We start from the raw sequence: 19,619 nt of genomic DNA, 5'->3' as shown, positions 1-19,619 counted from the left end.
ATGGTATTATGAATCATTCAACTCAAACGAAAGGGATTATGTATACAGCATGTTCTTATTTACTGTGGGGGCTGCTCCCTTTGTACTGGAAAGTTCTCGAACAGACAGCAGCCCTTGACATACTGGCTCACCGCATCATCTGGTCGTTCGTCTTTATGTGCGGCATGCTGCTGTTTTTGCGGCAATGGAAAGACGGCATCACCGCTTTCAGGGCGCTTCTCGGAAACAGAAAAGCCCTTGTGACGCTGATATTTTCCGCCGTGCTGATCACAGCCAATTGGTATGTCTACATATGGGCCGTTAATCACGGCTATATTCTTGAAGCGAGTCTCGGCTATTATATCAATCCGCTCGTTTCCATTTTGCTCGGGATCGTCTTTTTGAAGGAAAAGCTGTCGCGGATGCAGGCTGTAGCGGTTATCATTGCAGCTGCCGGCGTATTGATATCCGCTTTTCAGTACGGTTCTGTACCGTACATCGCGCTTACACTGGCTTTCAGCTTCGGCCTTTACGGGCTGGCGAAGAAAAGAACGCAGCTTTCGAGCGCCGTCGGGCTGACACTGGAAACGATGGTTATCGCACCCGCAGCACTCATCTATTTACTGTTCTCTAGCGCTTCGGGCCAAACACACGCCGCATCAGCCGATATCGGTACGATGATTTTGCTGTTTTTGGCCGGCGTGCTGACTGCCATACCGCTTCTTTTATTTGCCGAAGGAGCGAAAAAGCTCCCGCTGTACCAGGTCGGAATTTTGCAGTATATTGCGCCGACGATTACGCTATTCTTAGGCATTTTTGTTTACCATGAACCGTTCAGCAGCGAAAAAGCGTTCACGTTTTCCTGCATATGGGCGGCGCTTGTTTTGTTTACCGTGTCCCAATTGAAATGGAAAAAGCAATCAAAGGTATTTCTCAAAAGAAAAAAATCGTATCATTCATAAGCCCTTTTTCTTTTCAATAACAGCTGATCATGTATAATAAAACATTATTGAATGGATTCGGAGGCGGTCCGTCATGGAAAACGAAACCGAACTGTTTCACTCATATCTGACCCTCTGGAAAAACCGGACGGTGCATGGAGACCGAAAGCGGGCGCTCGATCAGGCCATCGATGATGAACTGAATGACCTCAGAACCCATCCAAGGCTCAGAAAAACGAGATTTGAAAAATATGCTCAGGCCGTTCAGCGGATTATCTCATCCCCCTTGGAAGCGGACATAAAGCTTGAGCTGATTGCACGCCATACAGAACGATTGCAATTATTAACAAATAAAGAAAGCAGGGAGTAACATGAAAGCAATCAATAAAGAAGATGTCCAAGCTTCTTTACAGACATTTTTAGATGAGCCGGTCTATATTCATTTGGAAACAACCACAGGATCATATTCGGCTCATAAAAATGAGCAGAACATGACGGTCGTTGCGTTTATCCGCAATGCAAAAGTCGTCTGCTCCCGGGCGAAAATCACGGGAAACGGGCCTTACCGGGCGGGCTTGAAAACAGAAGAAGGCTGGATTTACGCAGAGGGCCTTACAGATTATACGATCGATGACGAAGGAAGGCTGCTCCTCGCCGGCTATTTGCCAGGAGGCAAGCTTGCCATTTCACTTCAAATCAGCAAAAAGCCATTTGCAGTCTAAAAAGAAGGTGTTATAAATGAAAAAACATTTACTTGTCATCCTGCCGCACCCTGATGATGAATCGTTCGGAGTGGCGGGTCTAATCGCTTTAAACCGAAAAGAAGGGATCCCCGTGACTTACGCTTGTCTGACGCTTGGAGAAATGGGCAGAAATATGGGGGATCCGCTGTTTGCCAATCGCGAAACGCTTCCTCTGCTCAGAAAGCAGGAATTGATGGATGCCTGCAGGGAAATGGACATACAGGATTTGCGAATGCTCGGGCTCCGCGACAAAACGCTCGAATTTGAAGATGAAGACCAGCTGGCGGACAAAGTGGAGGCCGTAATCGATGATGTAAAACCGAGCCTGATCGTGACGTTCTATCCCGGCCATGGCGTCCATCCGGATCATGACGCCTGCGGAGCGGCGGTCATCCGCGCGCTGTCCAGGAAAAAGAAAGAAGACAGGCCGCGTGTGTTATGCATGGCGATCACACACCACAGAGAAGAAGTACTCGGCAAGCCTGATGTCGTTCTCGATATCAAAGAAGCGGCTGATATCAAAATGAACGCGTTAAAAGCGCACAAGTCACAAACTGGCGGCATGCTGAAAGAGATTGAGAAAAAAATAGCAAACGGTGAGCCTGTCGTTGAAACATGGTTTGAAAAAGAATCGTTCTGGACATATCAATGGGATGATTAATGAGAAAAAGGTATAGAGCTTAAACATGCTCTATACCTTTTTTGCTTTATGCGCTGAGCTTCATGATCAAACGATTTTGAATGATCCTGAGCCTGAGGAAAAGTCCGACGGCTCCAGCGGCAAGACCTGCGATCAAGCCGAGCCAATATCCGTATGCTCCGAAGGAAGTATAAGTGCCGATGATAAAACCGACGGGAAGCCCGATGATCCAATAGGAAATCAGGGCTGTGACAAGCGTGTAGTTGACGTCTTTGTATCCTCTGAGCGCTCCTTGAATAGGTGCTGCGATTGCGTCTGAAAGCTGAAAAAACAGGGCGTACAATAAAAAGTGCTTCGTCAGGGACAAGACCGCGGGATCTCCAGTATACATACCGGCGATTTGCTGTCTGAACAACAAAATCACAAGAGCGGTGAACAGCGAAAATCCGACTGCCATCGAGATGCCCAGGTAGCTGTAGGCCTTTGAATCCTGAAAGCGCTTTGCTCCGGCTTCAAAGCCGACGACGATCGTCAATGCCATCGAAACGCTCAAGGGCAGCATATAAAGAAGCGAAGCGAAATTCATCGCCGCCTGGTGGGAGGCGATCGTCACCGTGTCAAAATGACTCATCAATAAGGTTACCGCCGCAAAAATACTCGTTTCAAAGAAGATGGCAAATCCGATCGGAAGCCCGATTTTCAAGAGCTTCAAACATTCTGAAAGGGAAAATGAATAAAACGTCCCGAAAATCTTAAACTGGTAAAAAGGCGGTTTTTTATGAACGATCAATAAAGATATGAGACAGATGCACCAGTACGTCAATGCGGAGGCCAAACCGGCCCCGGCTCCCCCCATTTTGGGGAATCCGAGCTTTCCGAAGATAAATAGTGCATTTAATACAAAATTAATCGGAAGAGCACATAAGGTGATCAGCATCGTCACCCTCGTTTTGCCGAGCGAATCAATGAACGAACGCATCACATTATACACAAACAGCGGCAAAATGCCGAGTCCAAGATATGATAAGAAATGTTTCGCGATGAGCGACACCTTCTCATCGAGCTGAAGCCCTTCCAGGATCGGATCAACCAGGAAAAACCCTGAAATCATAACGATGAGACTGATGATAATGGCCACGTATACCGCTTGAATCACAGTGTAGGGGACTTCCTTTTGCTGTTTGGCCCCCATCAACTGAGCGACGGTAGGAGTCACCGCCGTCAAAATGCCGGCCAGTCCCGTATACACAGGCGTCCACAAGCTCGACCCGATCGCAACGCCGGCAAGGTCCGCAGCGCTGACCTTGCCCGACATCACCGTATCGAGAAACGTGATCAAGGAAAGACCGGCCTGTGTGATTAAAATCGGAATTAAAATCGTGATAAACTGTTTTGCTTTTTCCCTCAAATCCTTTGTTTCCCTCATATTTGCTCCCCGTTTCTTTTGGATAACGAGAGAAATTATAACACGTTATGTAGATAATGCAACAAATGCCTATTCAATCCTTCCTCGTCTGCTTTGTTTTTTTAAACATTTGCACATAAATAAAGGAAAGAGAAATCACTCCGAGAAAAGAACATAAATATTGGAAAATTTTTTGGATCGCCATATCAACACCTCCTCTTTATTAAGATGTGAAAGAAGACCGGGAAAATACATATAAAATGGAAAAAATCAGCGATGTAGGTCTTTTTGTTTATTTTAAGAGAGAAAATATAAAGGTTTTAGTTGTGTAATTCTATTTTTTTGTTCACCCTCGACAGTTATAAAGAGCTAGTATTGAAGATCGTAAAAAGTCGGATGGTCTAAAAAAAGATACGCCGAATTCCGGATGATGGCAAAAAAATTGTATGATATAGTCAATTTATAGTTTCAGGGAGGAATTTTATGAGGAAAAATAGAAATGTATGGAGGAACAACACATTCGGAGTCTTTCTGCCGGATCATAGATCACAATGACCGGTTGATGTTCCGATGCATGCATACGACATGAAAGTCATCGCCCTCATGTGACGATCCACGAATCTTTTGCCAAAGTCAAAAAAGCTTCGCCCTAAAAACATCTGCGCAGTAACCCGAAAAGCACAGGCGCTTTTTCAGCCTGAGCCTGTCTGTCCCATACATGTTTCTGTCAACCCTTGCAAACCGTTTTCACAGGCGGCACTTCCTTCTTTGAACATGTTTTCAGCACGAAAACCGATTTTCGGCACAGAATTGAATACAAAAAAGAAGAACATTGATTTTTGTCAATGATTCTTTGCTTTTGCATTTAAAAACTATTAAAAAATTTCAAAATCAGCCGATACAAATCGTGAATTGCATTTTTGCTTAAGAACGAAAACGGGGGTCCCGTCCGCTAAAAGACTTAGGTGATCGAATCAATTGTCTTTATCGGACGGCGTTTTAAGCAATGACAAAATGTAATGGATACATAGAGAGAAAAGCGAAAAATAAGGCGGGAGGTTAAAAGGTATGAAGAAGAAGATAGCAGTAGGTTTGGCGGCCTCTGCGGTCGTTGGAACTTCGCTGGCTGCGTCACCAGTGGAAGCCCAGACGATCAAGGTGAAGAGCGGGGACTCGCTGTGGAAGCTTTCAGCTCAATACAACACGAGCGTTTCCGCACTGCAATCAGCCAACAATCTGTCATCAACAGTGATCTATGTCGGACAAACCTTGGAGATTCCAAACGGAAAGTCGGAAAGCGGCAGCAAAAAATCAAGTTCTACGAGCTCAAGTAAAAGTTCTGCAAAGACCACTTACACGGTTAAATCAGGAGATTCTCTCTGGCTGATCGCAAAAGACTACAAAACGACAGTCCAGGAGATTAAAACGTTAAACGGCTTGAGCAATGACATGATTTATCCGGGCCAGAAGCTTGTGATTAAAGGAGCAGCCAAAAACACAAAATCCGGCACGAACAAAAAGTCTGCACCGTCAAGCTCAAGCAGTTCAAGTAAATCAAGCAGTTCAAGCAGCACGTACACAGTCAAGCTGGGCGATTCTTTATGGAAAATTGCCAATCACTTGAATATGACGGTTGCCGAGATTAAAACGCTGAACAACTTGAAGTCGGATACGATTTACCCAAATCAAGTCCTCAAAGTAAAAGGGACTTCTACAAGCGGAAGCAAAACGTCGTCTTCAAGTTCTTCATCGAGCAAAAAGAGCTCAAACAGCAGCTCAAAAACGACAACTTATACCGTTAAGGCCGGCGACTCTTTATGGAAGATTGCCAACTCGATGGGTGTGACGGTTCAAAGCATCAGGGAAGCCAACAATTTAAAGACCGACGTGTTACAAGTCGGCCAAAAGCTGAAAATCTCAGGCGGAACGAAATCAACGCCGTCAAGCTCTCCATCTAAATCTTCAAGCTCTTCAAAAACGGGCACTTCGTCAAGCGCGAAGGTGGAACGGATGATTGACGAGGCTGAAAAACAGCTGGGTGTTCCTTACAGATGGGGCGGAAACAATCCTTCCGGTTTTGACTGCAGCGGCTTCATCTATTATACGCTCAACAAAGTCACATCGGTTTCCAGATTAAGCGCGGCCGGATATTGGAACATCATGACGCCTGTCAGCACGCCTTCAAGAGGGGATTTCGTTTTCTTCTCGACGTATAAAGCAGGCCCTTCCCATGTCGGCATTTATTTAGGAAACAATAAATTCATCAACGCCAATGATTCGGGAGTCACCATCAGCGATATGAACAATTCATATTGGAAGCAGCGCTATCTCGGAGCCAAACGCTATCCTTTTTAAAAAAGCCATTTTTATGGCTTTTTTTTGTGCATCGATCCCTTCAGTGTGGAAGGTTTATAAGATCCTGCCGTTGTCTACACTAGATGAAAAAAGACAAAGGGGGATCTTGCGATGCATCGATTGTCCAAAGTGCTGCTCGTATGCGCTTTTGTTTGCATGACATCGGCATGCGCACAGCAAAAAGAGCCTGATCAGGAGAAAAGCGCACACGAGCATGCGGAAACGTTTGAACCGCTCACACAGCCGATTAAGGTGCAGCTGATGAAACGGGACGGAAAAGAGACCGGTTTTATAGAAGTTTCTGAATCTGCATCAGAGGGCGTTGATATAAGAGTTGCCGCCCAAGATCTGCCGCCGGGGCTGCTCGCTTTTCATATCCATGAAACAGGCCAGTGCAAAAGGCCTGATTTTGAAAGCGCCGGCGCTCACTTCAATCCCGAGCAAAAGGAACACGGCTTTAACAATCCGAAAGGGCATCATGCCGGGGATTTGCCGAATATTGAAGTCGGGGCTGACGGCAAAGTCGATGTCATTGTCAATGCACCTGACGTCACGTTGCATAAAAACAGCAAGTTCAGTCTGCTTGACCAGGACGGGAGCGCATTTATCATCCACGAGAAACAGGATGACGATTTAACGAACCCGTCCGGAAACTCAGGAGACCGAATGGTTTGCGGCGCCCTATCAAATGACGGCAAATCATAATGCTCCGTTCATCAGGCAGAAAGTATATCTATTGAGGAAACAGAAGAGTGTTTAGTATACTTGATATAGAAGACGCTTTTTAGAAAGGAACATACCACGAATGAAATATGACCTACACGAACTAGAGCTGCCTGAAAAAATAAAGGAGCGGCTGATCGAGTCCGCCAGCCGGCCTGCCGGACAGGAATTTCAGTCATTGATCGGAAAGCCCGGCTATCAAGCTGAGGACCGTGCCGTCCTAAATGATGCGCTGATCGCGCTGTCCCTCGGAAAAAATGTGCTGCTGAAAGGGCCTACAGGTTCTGGGAAAACAAAGCTTGCAGAAACGTTGTCCGCTTATTTCCAGAAGCCGATGCACAGCGTCAACTGTTCTGTTGACCTTGATGCAGAGGCGCTTGTCGGCTATAAAACGATTGAAAACACAGAGGGACGCGCTTCCATCGAATTTATCGAGGGGCCTGTGACAAAGGCGATGAAACACGGGCACTTTTTATATATTGACGAAATCAACATGGCAAAGCCGGAGACCCTGCCGATCTTAAACGGTGTGCTCGATTACCGGAAGACGATGACAAACCCGTTCACCGGCGAGGTCGTCAAAGCAAAAGACGGTTTCGGCGTCATCGCTGCGATTAATGAAGGCTATGTCGGAACCGTCCCTTTAAACGAGGCATTAAAAAACAGGTTTGTCATTATTGACGTTCCGTACATTAAAGGCGACCTGCTAAAGCACGTGCTTGAAACACAGTCTGAATTAAAGGATGAGAAGCTGCTCAGCCGGTTTGTCACTTTGTCTTCGGACTTAATGACACAGGCGCACAACGGTCAGGTGTCCGAAGAAGCTGCATCGATCAGGGCTCTTTTGGATACTTGTGATCTATCAACTTACATTCCGCCGCTGCGCGCGATCGAACGGGGCATCGTGGAAAAGCTTGACGATGAACGCGAAAAAGCGGCTGTCCGCAATATTGCCCAAACTTTATTTGAATGAGGGTTCTTTCATGAAGTTTATTAAATTTAACGACAGCAAGATCGATTCACTCTTGTTTATGGAGCTGACGGATCTGGCGAAGACGCTCGCTAAAAGCGATCAGGTCGAAGTGGAATACGGTGTTCAGTCCTATTACAACCCGTTTGAGAAAAAAGTCTATATGAGTCATTTCTGGAAGGACCGCGCTCACCCGGACATGGTCGCCGGGCTGAAGAGCGATGTGTACCTGCGCTCTGTCGGTACCCGCTACAGCTCGATGAAGGACTTCGCAAAGATGCTCGATGACATCCGTCATTTTCAGTTTAAGAGTTTTGCAAAACAATTGTTTATGCTTTTTGAGGATGTCAGAATTGAAGAGTGCATCAAAAAAGAACGGCCAGGAACAAAAAACGTGTTTTTCAAGCGGAGAAATATGTACCGTAAGCATTTTCTGACACAGCTGACGCTGAATCTGGAGCGGAGCATTTTTACCGATGCCCTGTTTTGCGCCATTTATGTGAAGCTTACGGCGGATTCGCCGCTTGAGGGCATCCCGCATATCCATGAATCGATTGATCCGCTGAAAGGGTTTATCGAACAGCAGCTGAGCCGTGTATATGAAGCGCGGTCAACCGGGGATATCGTATCAATCGTCAGCATGTTGATGGAAGGCTTTGAAGAGATCCTTGAAAAGGATATGCTGAACACCTACTTCTTTTTCCCGGAGCTTGGGTACGAACAAGTTGATGAAGAGTCCCTGTTTAACGATTTGAAAGCGAAACCGAAACTAAGCGAAGATTTGACGCTGGATGAGAAAAGCGAAGGGGACGAGGAAGTCCTTGATGAGGAAATGCCGACATGGCACAGAGAAACGGAAGCGCCGGCCAAAAGCTTCCTTCAATTCGACTTGGAGCACGGCGCGAAAACCGATATTGCGGGAGGCGCCTTGAGGGAAGGAGAAGACGGCGATCAAGCGCTCGGCGCAGTCCAGGGAACGGCGAAACAAACGAAAAGGAAAGATTACTCAAAGCTTGAATCCCTTGAATCTGTCCAGGACGAGCCGAATGCGGGCGGAACACCGGAAGGAAAGGAAAACCGCTACGCCTTCCCGGTTTTTAAAACGCCCGAAAAACCGACAAACGAAGAAGCATTGGACTATCAGGAGCAGGCAAAGACGGTCGAATCGTACCAAAAGCGGCTGAAGCAAATGATTCAAAAAACGCTGGAGCACAAAAAAACGCTGCCGAGAACCGATTTGCACGCCGGCCGCCTGAACAACAAGCTGCTTCGCTACTTTACGGAACGGAATCCGCGTCTTTTTTACAAAAAGCAAGAAAACTCAACAGAAATCGATGCCGTCTTTACATTGCTGGTGGATTGCTCCGCCAGCATGCATGACAAAATGGCCGAGACAAAACGGGGCATCGTGCTGTTTCACGAAGCGCTTAAATCCGTATCCGTCCCCCATCAGATCGTCGGGTTTTGGGAGGATACGAATGATGCGACAGAAACAAGCCAGCCCAACTACTTCCACACGGTTGTCCCTTTTAGGGATTCGTTAAAAGAAAACGCAGGACCCCGCATCATGCAACTCGAACCCGAAGAAGACAACAGGGACGGCTATGCGATCAGGCAAATGACGAAAATGCTCGTTCAAAGAAGCGAAGAGCAAAAATTCCTGATCGTCTTTTCAGACGGGGAGCCGGCCGCCTTCAATTACGAACAGAACGGAATTGTCGATACGCACGAAGCGGTAATGGAAGCGAGAAAAAGAAAGATCGAAGTGATCAACGTATTTTTATCGAACAGCGAAATCGAAGAATCGCAAATCAAAACGATTCAGGATATGTACGGAAAGTACAGCCTGTTCGTCCCTGATGTCGATCAGCTTCCGGACGTGCTGTATCCGCTCTTAAAAAAGCTGTTGAACAAAAGTATAAGATAGGTATGACAGATGGCTGCATTCTTCGCGGCCATCTGTTTTTATTGCAGGTATGATCGATAAATCATCCAATTTTTATTATCTTTATCAACTATAATTTTTGAAATTGATTTTTCTTGGAACAAACGTCATAACATACAGATGGAGAGGTGAAATATGGATAAAGTGTAAAACAGCTGCGGTCTGAATGTTCTAAATTATAATTTTTTTTATTTTTCAAGACGATTTTTTAATTTTATTTGAACAATCTGTGTAGAAACGAAGGAGAAACAGTGGTAAAATGAACGTGGAAGCGTTTTTATTACATAATTCTGGGCAAAGGGTTCAGAAGATATATTAAGATAGTGAATCATTCACTTGATTATTAGGTTGGGGGTAATGTTCAAATGTTTCAAAATAGTATGAAACAAAGAATGACTTGGGAAGAATTTCACGGTCCGAACCTCGGCTATGTGCTGGAGCTCTATGATCAGTATGTCAAGGATCCGGAGAGCGTCGATCCTGACGTGAAAGAGATGTTTGACGGTCTCGGAGCTCCCCCGGGTGACATAAGGGCCGCCTCTGAAAGCAATGAAGGGGCACATTTCACGGCAGAATCTATCGAAAAAATCGCATCCGCGGTAAAACTCGCAGAAGATATTCGAACCTATGGCCATTTAAACGCTTCCGTCAATCCTTTGAGAAAAACGCAAGAAAAACAAGAGCTTTTCCCGCTTGCTGAGTACGGTCTGACCGAGCAGGATGTGGAAAAAATCCCGGCATCGGTGATTTGCAAAGATGCCCCAAAAGAAGTAACGAACGGTTTAGAAGCCATCCAGTACTTAAGGAACACATACAAAAAATCGATCTCTTTCGAATTCGACCACGTGCATATTTTTGAAGAGCGCAATTGGCTGATGAAGAAGATCGAATCGGGGGAACTATTCGCACCGAAAGCGAAAGAGAAATTAATAGACGTCTTAAGAAGGCTGACAGAGGTTGAGGGGCTTGAACAGTTTTTGCACAAAACGTTTGTTGGGCAAAAGCGCTTCTCGATCGAGGGGCTTGATGCGCTCGTGCCAATGCTGGATGATATGATCGCCAAGTCGGTTTCCCTCGGTACGACGAACATCAATATCGGAATGGCGCATAGGGGACGCCTGAACGTTTTGGCCCATGTGCTCGGAAAACCGTACGAAATCATTTTTTCCGAATTTCAGCATGCTCCGAACAAAGATCTTGTCCCTTCTGAGGGATCGATCGGAATCAGCTACGGCTGGACGGGGGATGTAAAATACCATCTCGGTGCAAACCGCCAGATTCAGGATAAAGAGACAAAGACGGCGCGGATCGCCTTGGCGAACAATCCGAGCCACCTTGAATTCATCGATCCGATTGTAGAGGGCTCTACAAGGGCAGCCCAGGAAACGAGAACGGAGAGCGGCTATCCGGTTCAAGACGTCAAAAAATCGCTGGCGATTCTAATCCACGGCGATGCTGCATTCCCGGGAGAAGGCATCGTCGCTGAAACCTTGAACCTCAGTCAGCTGAAAGGCTATCAGGTCGGCGGAGCGATCCACATCATCGCCAACAACATGATCGGATTTACAACCGAAAGCAATGAATCGAGATCGACGAAATACGCGAGCGACCTGGCCAAAGGTTTTGAAATTCCGATTGTCCACGTCAACGCCGACGACCCTGAAGCCTGTCTTTCAGCGGTTCAGCTTGCTGTCGAGTACCGTATGACATTCAACAAGGACTTTTTGATCGATCTGATCGGCTACCGCCGCTTCGGACACAATGAGATGGATGAACCGTCAGCGACGCAGCCGATGCTGTACGATGCGGTCAGAAAGCATCCGACGGTCAAAAATATTTTTGCAGAAAAGCTGATCGATAGAAGAGTTATTGAAAAAGAGGCCGTTCAACACATTCAAGACTCGGTCATGAAGCGTTTGGAAGATGCGTACCGAAAAGTGCCGGCGAAAAAGGAAGACATGGCGCATGAAATCGTTCCGCCGGAGCCGGTTTCCAACGGGTTCCCGTTTGTCGACACATCCGTTGAATTTGACGTTCTGCGCAAAATTAACGAAGAACTGATCGCATGGCCGGAAAACTTCAACGTGTTCGACAAGTTAAAACGAATCCTCGAAAGGCGCGCCAAAGCGTTTGAAAATGACCGGAAAGTCGATTGGTCTTTGGCCGAGGCGATGGCGTTTGCGTCCATTTTGAAAGACGGCACACCTGTAAGGCTGACCGGCCAGGATTCAGAACGCGGCACATTTGCACACCGCAACCTTGTTCTTCATGACAGCAAGACAGGGGACGAATTCATCGCCCTGCATCACCTTGCAGATACAAAAGCGGCATTTGCGGTTCACAACAGCCCGCTTTCTGAAGGGTCTGTCCTTGGCTTTGAATACGGTTATAACGTTTCTTCGCCGGAAACGATGGTGATCTGGGAAGCGCAGTTCGGAGATTTCGCGAACGCAGCTCAAGTATATTTTGATCAGTTTATTTCAGCAGGCAGGGCCAAATGGGGGCAAAAATCGGGGCTTGTCATGCTGCTCCCGCACGGATATGAAGGGCAGGGGCCTGAGCATTCGAGCGGCAGAACAGAGCGATTCCTCCAGCTTGCAGCGGAAAATAACTGGACTGTCGCCAATCTGACAAGCGCGGCGCAATACTTTCATATTTTAAGAAGGCAGGCAAAAATGCTGCTGCGTGAGGAGATCCGCCCGCTCATTATCTTGACGCCGAAAAGCCTGCTGAGAAATCCGAACACCGTTTCAGAAGTACAAGAGCTGACAAACAGCAGCTTTAAGCCTGTTTACGAAATGTCCGGTCTTTCTCATCAGTATGAAAAAGTGACGCGCCTCATCCTTTCAAGCGGCAAAGTCTCAATCGACATCAGCGATTACTTTAACAAGATGGAAGGCGACAAAGACTGGATCCATATTGCCAGGGTCGAAGAACTTTATCCTTTCCCTGCAAAGCATATCAAGGGGGTCTTTGGCAAACTGCCGAACTTGGAAGAAATCGTTTGGGTTCAGGAAGAGCCGCAAAATATGGGGGCCTGGAATTACATTGAGCCTTATTTAAGGGAAATTGCTCCTAAAGACGTTAAAGTTCGCTATATTGGAAGAAGAAGACGTTCAAGTCCGGCAGAAGGGGATCCGACGGTTCATAAGAAGGAACAGGAACGCATTGTATCTGAGAGCTTGACTCGCAAAAACTAAGGGGGAACTGAAAAAATGGCGGAAATTAAAGTACCTGAATTAGCGGAATCAATTTCAGAAGGAACGATAGCCCAATGGCTGAAACAACCGGGAGATTATGTGGAACAAGGGGAATTCCTGCTTGAGCTGGAAACCGACAAAGTCAATGTTGAATTGACGGCAGAACAGTCCGGAGTGCTTCAGGAAGTGCTGAAAGACTCCGGTGACACGGTTCAGGTCGGTGAAGTAATCGGAACGATTGCAGAAGGCGAAGCAAAAGGAGGCGGGGATTCCGCACCACAGGCTGATGCCAGGAAGAGCGCAGAGGCTTCCGAAGAAAAGCCTGCGGCGCCGCAAGAGAAAGCCGAAACGCAGGATCAAGCGAAAAGCCGGGAAGAGGCGGCGAAAACAAGAACGATCGCTTCTCCTGCTGCCAGAAAACTGGCCCGGGAAAAAGGCATTGATTTATCGGAAATTCAGACTGGCGATCCGCTCGGAAGGGTCAGAAAACAAGATGTTGAATCCTATCAAAAGAACGAGCAGCCGCCAAAAGCTCCGGCCGCGCCGAAACCGCAAGGAAAGGCCGCAAATGCAGAGGATTCGGCAAAACCGGTTGAACGGCAGAAAATGTCCCGCCGGAGACAAACGATTGCCAAACGCCTCGTTGAAGTTCAGCACACCGCCGCTATGCTGACGACTTTTAACGAAGTAGACTTGACGGCGGTCATGGATCTCAGAAAACGCCGCAAAGACCAATTCCTGGAGCAGCACGATGTGAAGCTTGGATTCATGTCTTTCTTTACAAAAGCCGTCGTGGCTGCCCTGAAAAAATACCCGCTTCTCAACGCGGAAATTCAAGGCGACGAGCTTGTTATCAAAAAGTTTTACGATATCGGAATCGCGGTCGCCGCTCCTGAAGGTCTTGTCGTCCCCGTCGTTCGCGATGCGGATCGAAAAACCTTTGCAGATATCGAAAGAGACATCGCTGAGCTGGCGAAAAAAGCGAGAAGCAACAAGCTGTCTCTCGGCGAACTTCAAGGCGGATCCTTCACGATTACAAACGGGGGAACGTTCGGATCGCTGCTGTCAACTCCGATTTTGAACAGCCCGCAGGTTGGAATTTTGGGTATGCACAAAATTCAGCTTCGCCCTGTAGCCATCGATGAAGAGCGCTTTGAAAACCGTCCGATGATGTACATCGCTTTATCTTATGACCATCGGATCGTTGATGGAAAAGAAGCGGTCGGCTTTTTAGTCACCGTGAAAAACCTGCTCGAAGATCCTGAGCAGCTTCTGTTAGAGGGTTAAATCAAAAAAAGCTTTGGCCGCATGAGCGGCCAAAGTTTTTTTGTTTATGAAACGACGGAGGATTGCCGGGTTTCAGACGCATTTTTCTGCTTCTTTGCTTTTTTGGCCCAGTAAGTCGCAAGCCATGAACCTGAAAGGTTGTGCCAGACGCTGAAAACCGCGCTCGGTACGGCAGACAGCGGCGAAAAATGAGCGGTTGCCAGCGCCGCCCCAAGACCCGAATTTTGCATGCCGACTTCGATTGAGACGGCTTTTTGCGAAGCATAATCCATCCTGAAGCATTTTGCCAGCAAAAAGCCGAGCAGCAGTCCGAGCCCATTGTGAAGGACGACAACCGCAAAAATCAGCAGCCCGGATTGAATGATATTGTCCCGATTTCCCCCGACGACGGCCGCAACGATCGCGACAATCCCGATGACCGACACGAGCGGAAGCACCTGCACCGCTTGTTCGACTTGTTTTTTAAAGAAAAACTGGACGATCAGTCCGAGAATGATCGGGATCAGTACAGCTTGTAAAATCGAGACAAATAACGATGCGAAGGATACCGGAAGCCATTCTTTTGCGAAGAGCATAATGAGAAACGGTGTCAAAACGGGCGCCAGCAATGTTGAAATCGTCGTGATCGCGACAGACAGCGCCGTATTTCCTTTTGCCAAATAGGTCATGACATTTGAGGCGGTCCCGCCGGGGCAGCAGCCGACTAAAATGACGCCGACGGCAATGTCAGGCGGAAGGTTGAGCCCGTAAGCCAGCGCAACAGCAGTGAGGGGCATGACAGTAAATTGGACGATCACGCCGATTACCACGTGAAGGGGTTTTCTCAGCAGTTCTTTAAAATCGTCCGCTGACAGGGTCAGCCCCATCCCAAACATGATGACGCCGAGCAGAATCGTAATATAAGGGCTGATCCATGTAAACTGTGAAGGAAACGCAAACCCGAGCACCGCAAAGAGGATCACCCATAGGGCAAAGGTCTTTCCTGTAAATTGACTGATTTTGACTAAATAATTCATTTGTCCAGCTCCTTACTATGCAGAAAATCTAACAAAATTCGTGTCCTCTTATTATAATTAATATTCTGAATAATTCAACACCGGAAACATACGTTGGAATGGCCGATAATATTGTTATGTAAACCGAAAGAATTATTCGAAAACTTGACGGATTCAGAAATCGTTTTTAAAATGATAGTTTGTAGCATGATTTGCAGGGTAGTCCTGAGAAGAAGAGGTGCTTTAGTGGAAAATAATCAAAATTCATGGTCATCAAAGCTTGGATTTATTTTAGCTTCAGCCGGCTCAGCAATCGGGCTCGGCGCGATATGGAAGTTTCCTTACGTTGCCGGAACAAGCGGCGGCGGAGCGTTTTTACTTATTTTTATCCTTTTTACCTTACTGGTCGGGCTTCCGTTATTATTGGCTGAATTTATCATCGGCAGAAAGACGCAAAAAGATGCCGTTGAATCTTACAAGGAGCTTGCGCCCGGCTCGCTGTGGCATTTGATTGGGCGGCTCGGCATCGTCACGTGCTTTATTCTCCTGTCTTTTTACAGCGTCGTCGGCGGCTGGATTATCATTTATATCTTTAAAGGAATAACGGGAGAACTTTCAAAAAATACGGATTATGCGAACCTTTTTGGGCAAACGATTGCAGATCCGTTTCTCGTCCTTGTCAGCCAGCTTATTTTTATCATCATCACAATCATTGTTGTGGCAAAAGGAGTCAGCAGCGGAATTGAAAAAGCGAGCAGGTTTATGATGCCGGCCCTTTTTATCATTTTTCTGATCTTGATTGTCCGCTCGGTCACGCTGCCGGGGGCAATGGAAGGAATCGAGTTTTTCTTAAAGCCTGACCTTTCCCATATAAAAGCCGAGACGGTGCTGTTTGCCATGGGGCAATCCTTTTTCTCTTTGAGCGTCGGGGTGTCTGTCATGGTGACGTACAGCGCTTATTTGTCCAAAAAAGAAAATATGGTGCAGTCGGCCGTTTCGGTCACATTGTTAAACGTCTCAGTGGCCATTCTTGCGGGATTCGCGATTTTCCCGGCAGTGTTTTCATTCGGTTTATCTCCTGATGCGGGGCCGATGCTTTTATTCAACGTGCTTCCGTCCGTATTCCATCAGATGCCGTTTGGAATCGTCTTTTTATTGGCGTTTCTTATCCTGTTTTTATTTGCGACGCTCACTTCGGCCTTTTCGATGCTTGAAATTTTGGTCTCCGTTCTGTCAAAAGGGGACGCGAGAAAAAGGCGGATCTTTGCCTGGGCTGGAGGCATTGCGATATTTCTGTTCGGAATTCCTGCAGCATTATCGTACGGAGTGCTTCAGCACGTCACGATTTTCAACCTGTCAATCTTTGATGCGTCAGATTACCTCGTCAGCAACATTTTAATGCCGATCGGCGCCTTTTTAATCGCCGTTTTCGTTCCGCTGAAAATACCGAAAGACGAGCTGTTTGCCGAATTAAAAGAAGGCTCAAAACTCAAGCGAAAATGGTTCGCCGTCTGGCTTCTATTAATTCGCTACGTGGCGCCTGTCGTCATCATCATCGTCTTTTTAGATGTAATCGGAGTCTTCAAATCCCTAAACCTTTAAGGTTTAGGGATTTTTTTGTTCCGGTCAGTAAGGCTCCCACAAGACGCGTTTCGCTTGCGCAAAGCGTCTTTCCGGCTCCCGCCAGTCAACGACGTTCCACCAATTGTCCACATATTTCGCTTTTTCATTTTGATACTGGAGATAGTATGCGTGCTCCCATACATCAAGCGGAAGGAGCGGGATGACGTCCCACTGGCTCATCATCTGATGTTTTTCTGCAATCAGAATCTCGAGGCGATGCGCGCGCGGCGCCCATACGAGAATCGCCCAGCCGACGCCTTCGACATGTTTGGCCGCTTCTGTAAACTGCTCTTTAAAGGCAGAATAGCTGCCGAACGATCTGTTGATCATCTCCAGCAGTTCGCCGGACGGCCTTCTTTTGCCTTTCGGATTCATCGCATACCAGAAAATCGTATGCAAATAGTGGCCGGCTCCGTGAAATGCGAGCTCTCTTTCCCAATGGTTTACAAGCTGGTACTGTTTCGTCTGCCGCGCCTTTTGCAGCTCCCGTTCGGCTTTGTTGAGGCCGTCGACATAGCTCTGGTGATGCTTTGTATGATGGAGGAACATGATCTCTCTTGAAATATAAGGCTCAAGGGCCGAGTACGAGTAAGGAAGCCTTGGGAGACGGTGGCCGCCGATCGGAACCATCCTGTACGGCTGACGGTTCTTTTCAGCGCTGCTGCGCCTGATAGCCTCATAAACAGCTTCAGCCTGTTCATACCATTCCTGCTCAGTCGCATCGGCATCATTAAGCGATCGAAACAACCCATCTAACCGGCTTTCTAAAGAAGAATCATGCTTCACCTGTTCTTTCAGACGGTTGGCCCAAGACATGAGTTCCTCTTTGTATACGTCTCTGTTCAATGTTTCTCCCTCATTTCCATTTGTTTAATAAACGCGCTTACAGCCAGCAGAGAAAACACGAAGGGATAGCTGTGGTAGCGAATGTAAAATTGCTTCGGAAGCCCGATGCCCGTCGGATAAACGATATGCTGCGGCTGATGCCGTCTCTGATCGATGAGAAAACGAATCCCTTTTTGAATATGCGGTTCGAGCGGGTCTTCATATTGCAGCAAAGCGTCGAGCGCCCAAGCACTTTGAACGATCGTGCTATGGGAAAGGGGGGCAAACGTTTTGATTTCACAGCTTTTGCACGATTCGCCCCAGCCGCCGTCACGAAGCTGAATAGACGCGAGCCACCGCAATGCTTTTTGGACAGCCGGATGATCATCCCGGACGCCGACGGCTTTCATCCCGGTCACTGCCGCCCATGTTCCGTAAATATAGCAGACGCCCCAGCGGCCGTACCATGAACCGTTTTCCTCCTGATTGTGATAAAGCCAATGGAGCGCCCGCCTGATGGCAGGATGGTCCGCCCGGTAACCCGCCTTGAGACCGAGCATATGCAAGACGCGGCCCGTCAGATCGGCGGTTGACGGATCAACCGCCGCTTCATTTGCCGACTCGATCGGCAGGCTTCCGATCAATGGATGGTTGACGTTTTTTTCAAAGGCCGCAAAACCGCCGTCCCTGTTTTGCATCGACAATAGCCAGGCGAGTCCCCGGTTCCAGTCGGCCGGCCGTCTGTTAAAAGGGATCGCTTTTAACGCCGCCGCCGTATCGTCCAAATCCGGATTGTTCGTGTTGATATTCGAAAATCCCCAGCCGCCCGGCGTTGCATGCGGGTTGAAAACGGCCCAATCCGCTTTTTTGACATGCTGCTTTTTTTCCAGAAAGTCTGCCGCAGAGGAGACGGCAGCGCTTTTTTCGGGCATTCCGGCTTCCTGCATCGCATAGCTTAATAATGCTGTATCCCAGACGGTTGACGTGGAATTTTCCAAATAAAGGCCATCGCTTCCTCCGCACGGAGAAATCAGCCCCTTCACCCCGCTGACCGCTCTTTTGATCACGGGTGCGTGTTTTGAGATCCCGAGTGAAAGCAGACTGTAAATCATAAATATCGTCGCGCTCGCATAGCTGTACAGCGTACCATCTTGTTCGATCCTGTCAAGCATGTATTTTTTCCCCGCTTCATACCCAAGGTTGTGAACATATGCCGGCCCTTTCAAAAGCTCCTTCCATTGCAGGTTGAAAGGGTAAAAGCTCCGTTCATGAAAGGAGCGGATGCTGAGCCACTCCAGCGGATTTTTTGACATGTTTTCATCTAAGTGGCGCAGCGAGCCGATCTGCTCGTTCTTCAGCGAGAACTTTTTATTTAATGTGATGGCCATCGGAACGAAATGAATTCTCGCATATGTGCTCAAATGATAGAAATGCAGCGGGAAAATCGGAGGAATCAGCAAAAAAGACAGCGGCAAATACAGTCTTGGCCACGGATACAATCCGTTTGCGGCAAGCATCCATTTCGTCATAAAGTGGACGCGTTTTAATCCGCCTTTCGATTGAATAAATGCCTCCGCTTTCTGCATATGCGGTTCATAGCGGTTGTACATCCCTGAAGCCAGCATGCCGGTATACCCTTGCACGGTCGCCGTCAAATTTCCGGCTGTCTCATCCGGATAATTTCGGAACGTCCCGTCGCCATCTTGCTTCGACCTGATTCGTCTGGCAAGAGCGGAGATTAGAGAAGGGTCATGATCGCCGAGGGAAGTAAGCAGAAGAATCAAAAAACTGTTTGTCATGACAGACCCTTCAAAACAAAACTTCCACGATCCGTCCGGCTTCTGTTTGTTTAGAAGTTGTTCAAGAGTCTTTTGCCTGAACGCTTTTACATCTTCCAGTAAAGAATGCATTCTTCTCATCCCCTTCATATTAATCTATTCGCCTGCATGATTCATCATGCATCATGATAGCTGTTGCATGTCGGATGC

General features: G+C 47.5%; 15 protein-coding genes. 11 read left to right on the top strand and 4 right to left on the bottom strand.

Annotated elements, in window-relative coordinates; genetic code table 11:
• Positions 1-8: 8 nt before the first annotated feature.
• From rarD to bshB2, 4 genes are all read left to right on the top strand, one after another.
• The gene (gene rarD / locus AB447_RS15695; RefSeq protein ID WP_048355311.1) at positions 9-941 is read left to right on the top strand and encodes an EamA family transporter RarD; all 933 of its coding nucleotides are present in this window, start codon (positions 9-11) and stop codon (positions 939-941) included.
• A 73-nt stretch (positions 942-1,014) separates the two neighbouring features.
• Positions 1,015-1,290, top strand: a complete 276-nt coding sequence (locus AB447_RS15690) for a hypothetical protein (protein ID WP_046129564.1) — start codon at positions 1,015-1,017, stop codon at positions 1,288-1,290.
• Between the two features lies 1 nt (position 1,291).
• Positions 1,292-1,642 (top strand): YojF family protein, encoded by a 351-nt coding sequence (locus AB447_RS15685; protein WP_048355310.1) that lies wholly within the window; start codon positions 1,292-1,294, stop codon positions 1,640-1,642.
• A gap of 16 nt (positions 1,643-1,658) precedes the next feature.
• Complete coding sequence (gene bshB2, locus AB447_RS15680) at positions 1,659-2,324, top strand: bacillithiol biosynthesis deacetylase BshB2 (protein ID WP_048355309.1); 666 nt, start codon at positions 1,659-1,661, stop codon at positions 2,322-2,324.
• A 46-nt stretch (positions 2,325-2,370) separates the two neighbouring features.
• Here the strand turns inward: bshB2 and AB447_RS15675 are convergent, their stop codons facing one another.
• Positions 2,371-3,729 carry an MATE family efflux transporter gene (locus AB447_RS15675; RefSeq protein ID WP_048355308.1) on the bottom strand — a complete coding sequence of 453 codons (1,359 nt, stop codon included), beginning with the start codon at positions 3,727-3,729 and terminating at the stop codon, positions 2,371-2,373.
• Positions 3,730-4,776: 1,047 nt separating this feature from the next.
• Here AB447_RS15675 and AB447_RS15670 point away from each other — a divergent pair.
• From AB447_RS15670 to odhB, 6 genes are all read left to right on the top strand, one after another.
• Complete coding sequence (locus tag AB447_RS15670) at positions 4,777-6,063, top strand: C40 family peptidase (RefSeq protein ID WP_048355307.1); 1,287 nt, start codon at positions 4,777-4,779, stop codon at positions 6,061-6,063.
• A gap of 111 nt (positions 6,064-6,174) precedes the next feature.
• On the top strand, positions 6,175-6,768 hold the full coding sequence (locus AB447_RS15665; RefSeq protein WP_048355306.1) for a superoxide dismutase family protein: 594 nt from the start codon (positions 6,175-6,177) through the stop codon (positions 6,766-6,768).
• Between the two features lie 100 nt (positions 6,769-6,868).
• On the top strand, positions 6,869-7,759 hold the full coding sequence (locus AB447_RS15660) for an ATP-binding protein (protein ID WP_048355305.1): 891 nt from the start codon (positions 6,869-6,871) through the stop codon (positions 7,757-7,759).
• A gap of 10 nt (positions 7,760-7,769) precedes the next feature.
• Entirely contained in the window at positions 7,770-9,683 is a 1,914-nt protein-coding gene (locus AB447_RS15655; RefSeq protein WP_057957644.1) for a vWA domain-containing protein, read from the top strand.
• A gap of 383 nt (positions 9,684-10,066) precedes the next feature.
• Positions 10,067-12,901, top strand: coding sequence for a 2-oxoglutarate dehydrogenase E1 component (sucA, locus tag AB447_RS15650; protein WP_057957643.1), 2,835 nt, complete (start codon positions 10,067-10,069; stop codon positions 12,899-12,901).
• 15 nt (positions 12,902-12,916) lie between these two features.
• Complete coding sequence (gene odhB, locus AB447_RS15645) at positions 12,917-14,188, top strand: 2-oxoglutarate dehydrogenase complex dihydrolipoyllysine-residue succinyltransferase (protein WP_048356355.1); 1,272 nt, start codon at positions 12,917-12,919, stop codon at positions 14,186-14,188.
• 44 nt (positions 14,189-14,232) lie between these two features.
• Here the strand turns inward: odhB and AB447_RS15640 are convergent, their stop codons facing one another.
• Entirely contained in the window at positions 14,233-15,204 is a 972-nt protein-coding gene (locus AB447_RS15640; RefSeq protein ID WP_048356354.1) for a bile acid:sodium symporter family transporter, read from the bottom strand.
• A gap of 225 nt (positions 15,205-15,429) precedes the next feature.
• Between AB447_RS15640 and AB447_RS15635 the strand changes: the two genes are divergently transcribed.
• Positions 15,430-16,785 (top strand): sodium-dependent transporter, encoded by a 1,356-nt coding sequence (locus AB447_RS15635; RefSeq protein WP_082142420.1) that lies wholly within the window; start codon positions 15,430-15,432, stop codon positions 16,783-16,785.
• 24 nt (positions 16,786-16,809) lie between these two features.
• Here the strand turns inward: AB447_RS15635 and AB447_RS15630 are convergent, their stop codons facing one another.
• The gene (locus AB447_RS15630) at positions 16,810-17,652 is read right to left on the bottom strand and encodes a superoxide dismutase (protein ID WP_048356353.1); all 843 of its coding nucleotides are present in this window, start codon (positions 17,650-17,652) and stop codon (positions 16,810-16,812) included.
• Positions 17,649-19,541, bottom strand: coding sequence for a terpene cyclase/mutase family protein (locus AB447_RS15625; RefSeq protein WP_048356352.1), 1,893 nt, complete (start codon positions 19,539-19,541; stop codon positions 17,649-17,651). Before AB447_RS15625 ends, AB447_RS15630 begins: the two co-directional genes overlap by 4 nt.
• Between the last annotated feature and the right edge of the window lie 78 nt (positions 19,542-19,619).

It is taken from the genome of Bacillus glycinifermentans (assembly GCF_001042475.2).
GTDB classification, from domain to species: domain Bacteria; phylum Bacillota; class Bacilli; order Bacillales; family Bacillaceae; genus Bacillus; species Bacillus glycinifermentans.
Note: the sequence above shows the minus strand (reverse complement) of the source record. Positions and strands in the feature narration are given on the sequence as shown.

What these genes read in the sequence shown, in the direction of transcription:
- AB447_RS15675 (WP_048355308.1), bottom strand. Translation starts at nt 3,729, where the DNA reads ATGAGGGAAACAAAGGATTTGAGGGAAAAAGCAAAACAGTTTATCACG.
- sucA (WP_057957643.1), top strand. Translation starts at nt 10,067, where the DNA reads ATGTTTCAAAATAGTATGAAACAAAGAATGACTTGGGAAGAATTTCAC.
- rarD (WP_048355311.1), top strand. Translation starts at nt 9, where the DNA reads ATGAATCATTCAACTCAAACGAAAGGGATTATGTATACAGCATGTTCT.
- AB447_RS15685 (WP_048355310.1), top strand. Translation starts at nt 1,292, where the DNA reads ATGAAAGCAATCAATAAAGAAGATGTCCAAGCTTCTTTACAGACATTT.
- AB447_RS15640 (WP_048356354.1), bottom strand. Translation starts at nt 15,204, where the DNA reads ATGAATTATTTAGTCAAAATCAGTCAATTTACAGGAAAGACCTTTGCC.
- odhB (WP_048356355.1), top strand. Translation starts at nt 12,917, where the DNA reads ATGGCGGAAATTAAAGTACCTGAATTAGCGGAATCAATTTCAGAAGGA.
- AB447_RS15670 (WP_048355307.1), top strand. Translation starts at nt 4,777, where the DNA reads ATGAAGAAGAAGATAGCAGTAGGTTTGGCGGCCTCTGCGGTCGTTGGA.
- AB447_RS15690 (WP_046129564.1), top strand. Translation starts at nt 1,015, where the DNA reads ATGGAAAACGAAACCGAACTGTTTCACTCATATCTGACCCTCTGGAAA.
- AB447_RS15625 (WP_048356352.1), bottom strand. Translation starts at nt 19,541, where the DNA reads ATGCATTCTTTACTGGAAGATGTAAAAGCGTTCAGGCAAAAGACTCTT.
- AB447_RS15660 (WP_048355305.1), top strand. Translation starts at nt 6,869, where the DNA reads ATGAAATATGACCTACACGAACTAGAGCTGCCTGAAAAAATAAAGGAG.
- AB447_RS15665 (WP_048355306.1), top strand. Translation starts at nt 6,175, where the DNA reads ATGCATCGATTGTCCAAAGTGCTGCTCGTATGCGCTTTTGTTTGCATG.
- AB447_RS15655 (WP_057957644.1), top strand. Translation starts at nt 7,770, where the DNA reads ATGAAGTTTATTAAATTTAACGACAGCAAGATCGATTCACTCTTGTTT.
- bshB2 (WP_048355309.1), top strand. Translation starts at nt 1,659, where the DNA reads ATGAAAAAACATTTACTTGTCATCCTGCCGCACCCTGATGATGAATCG.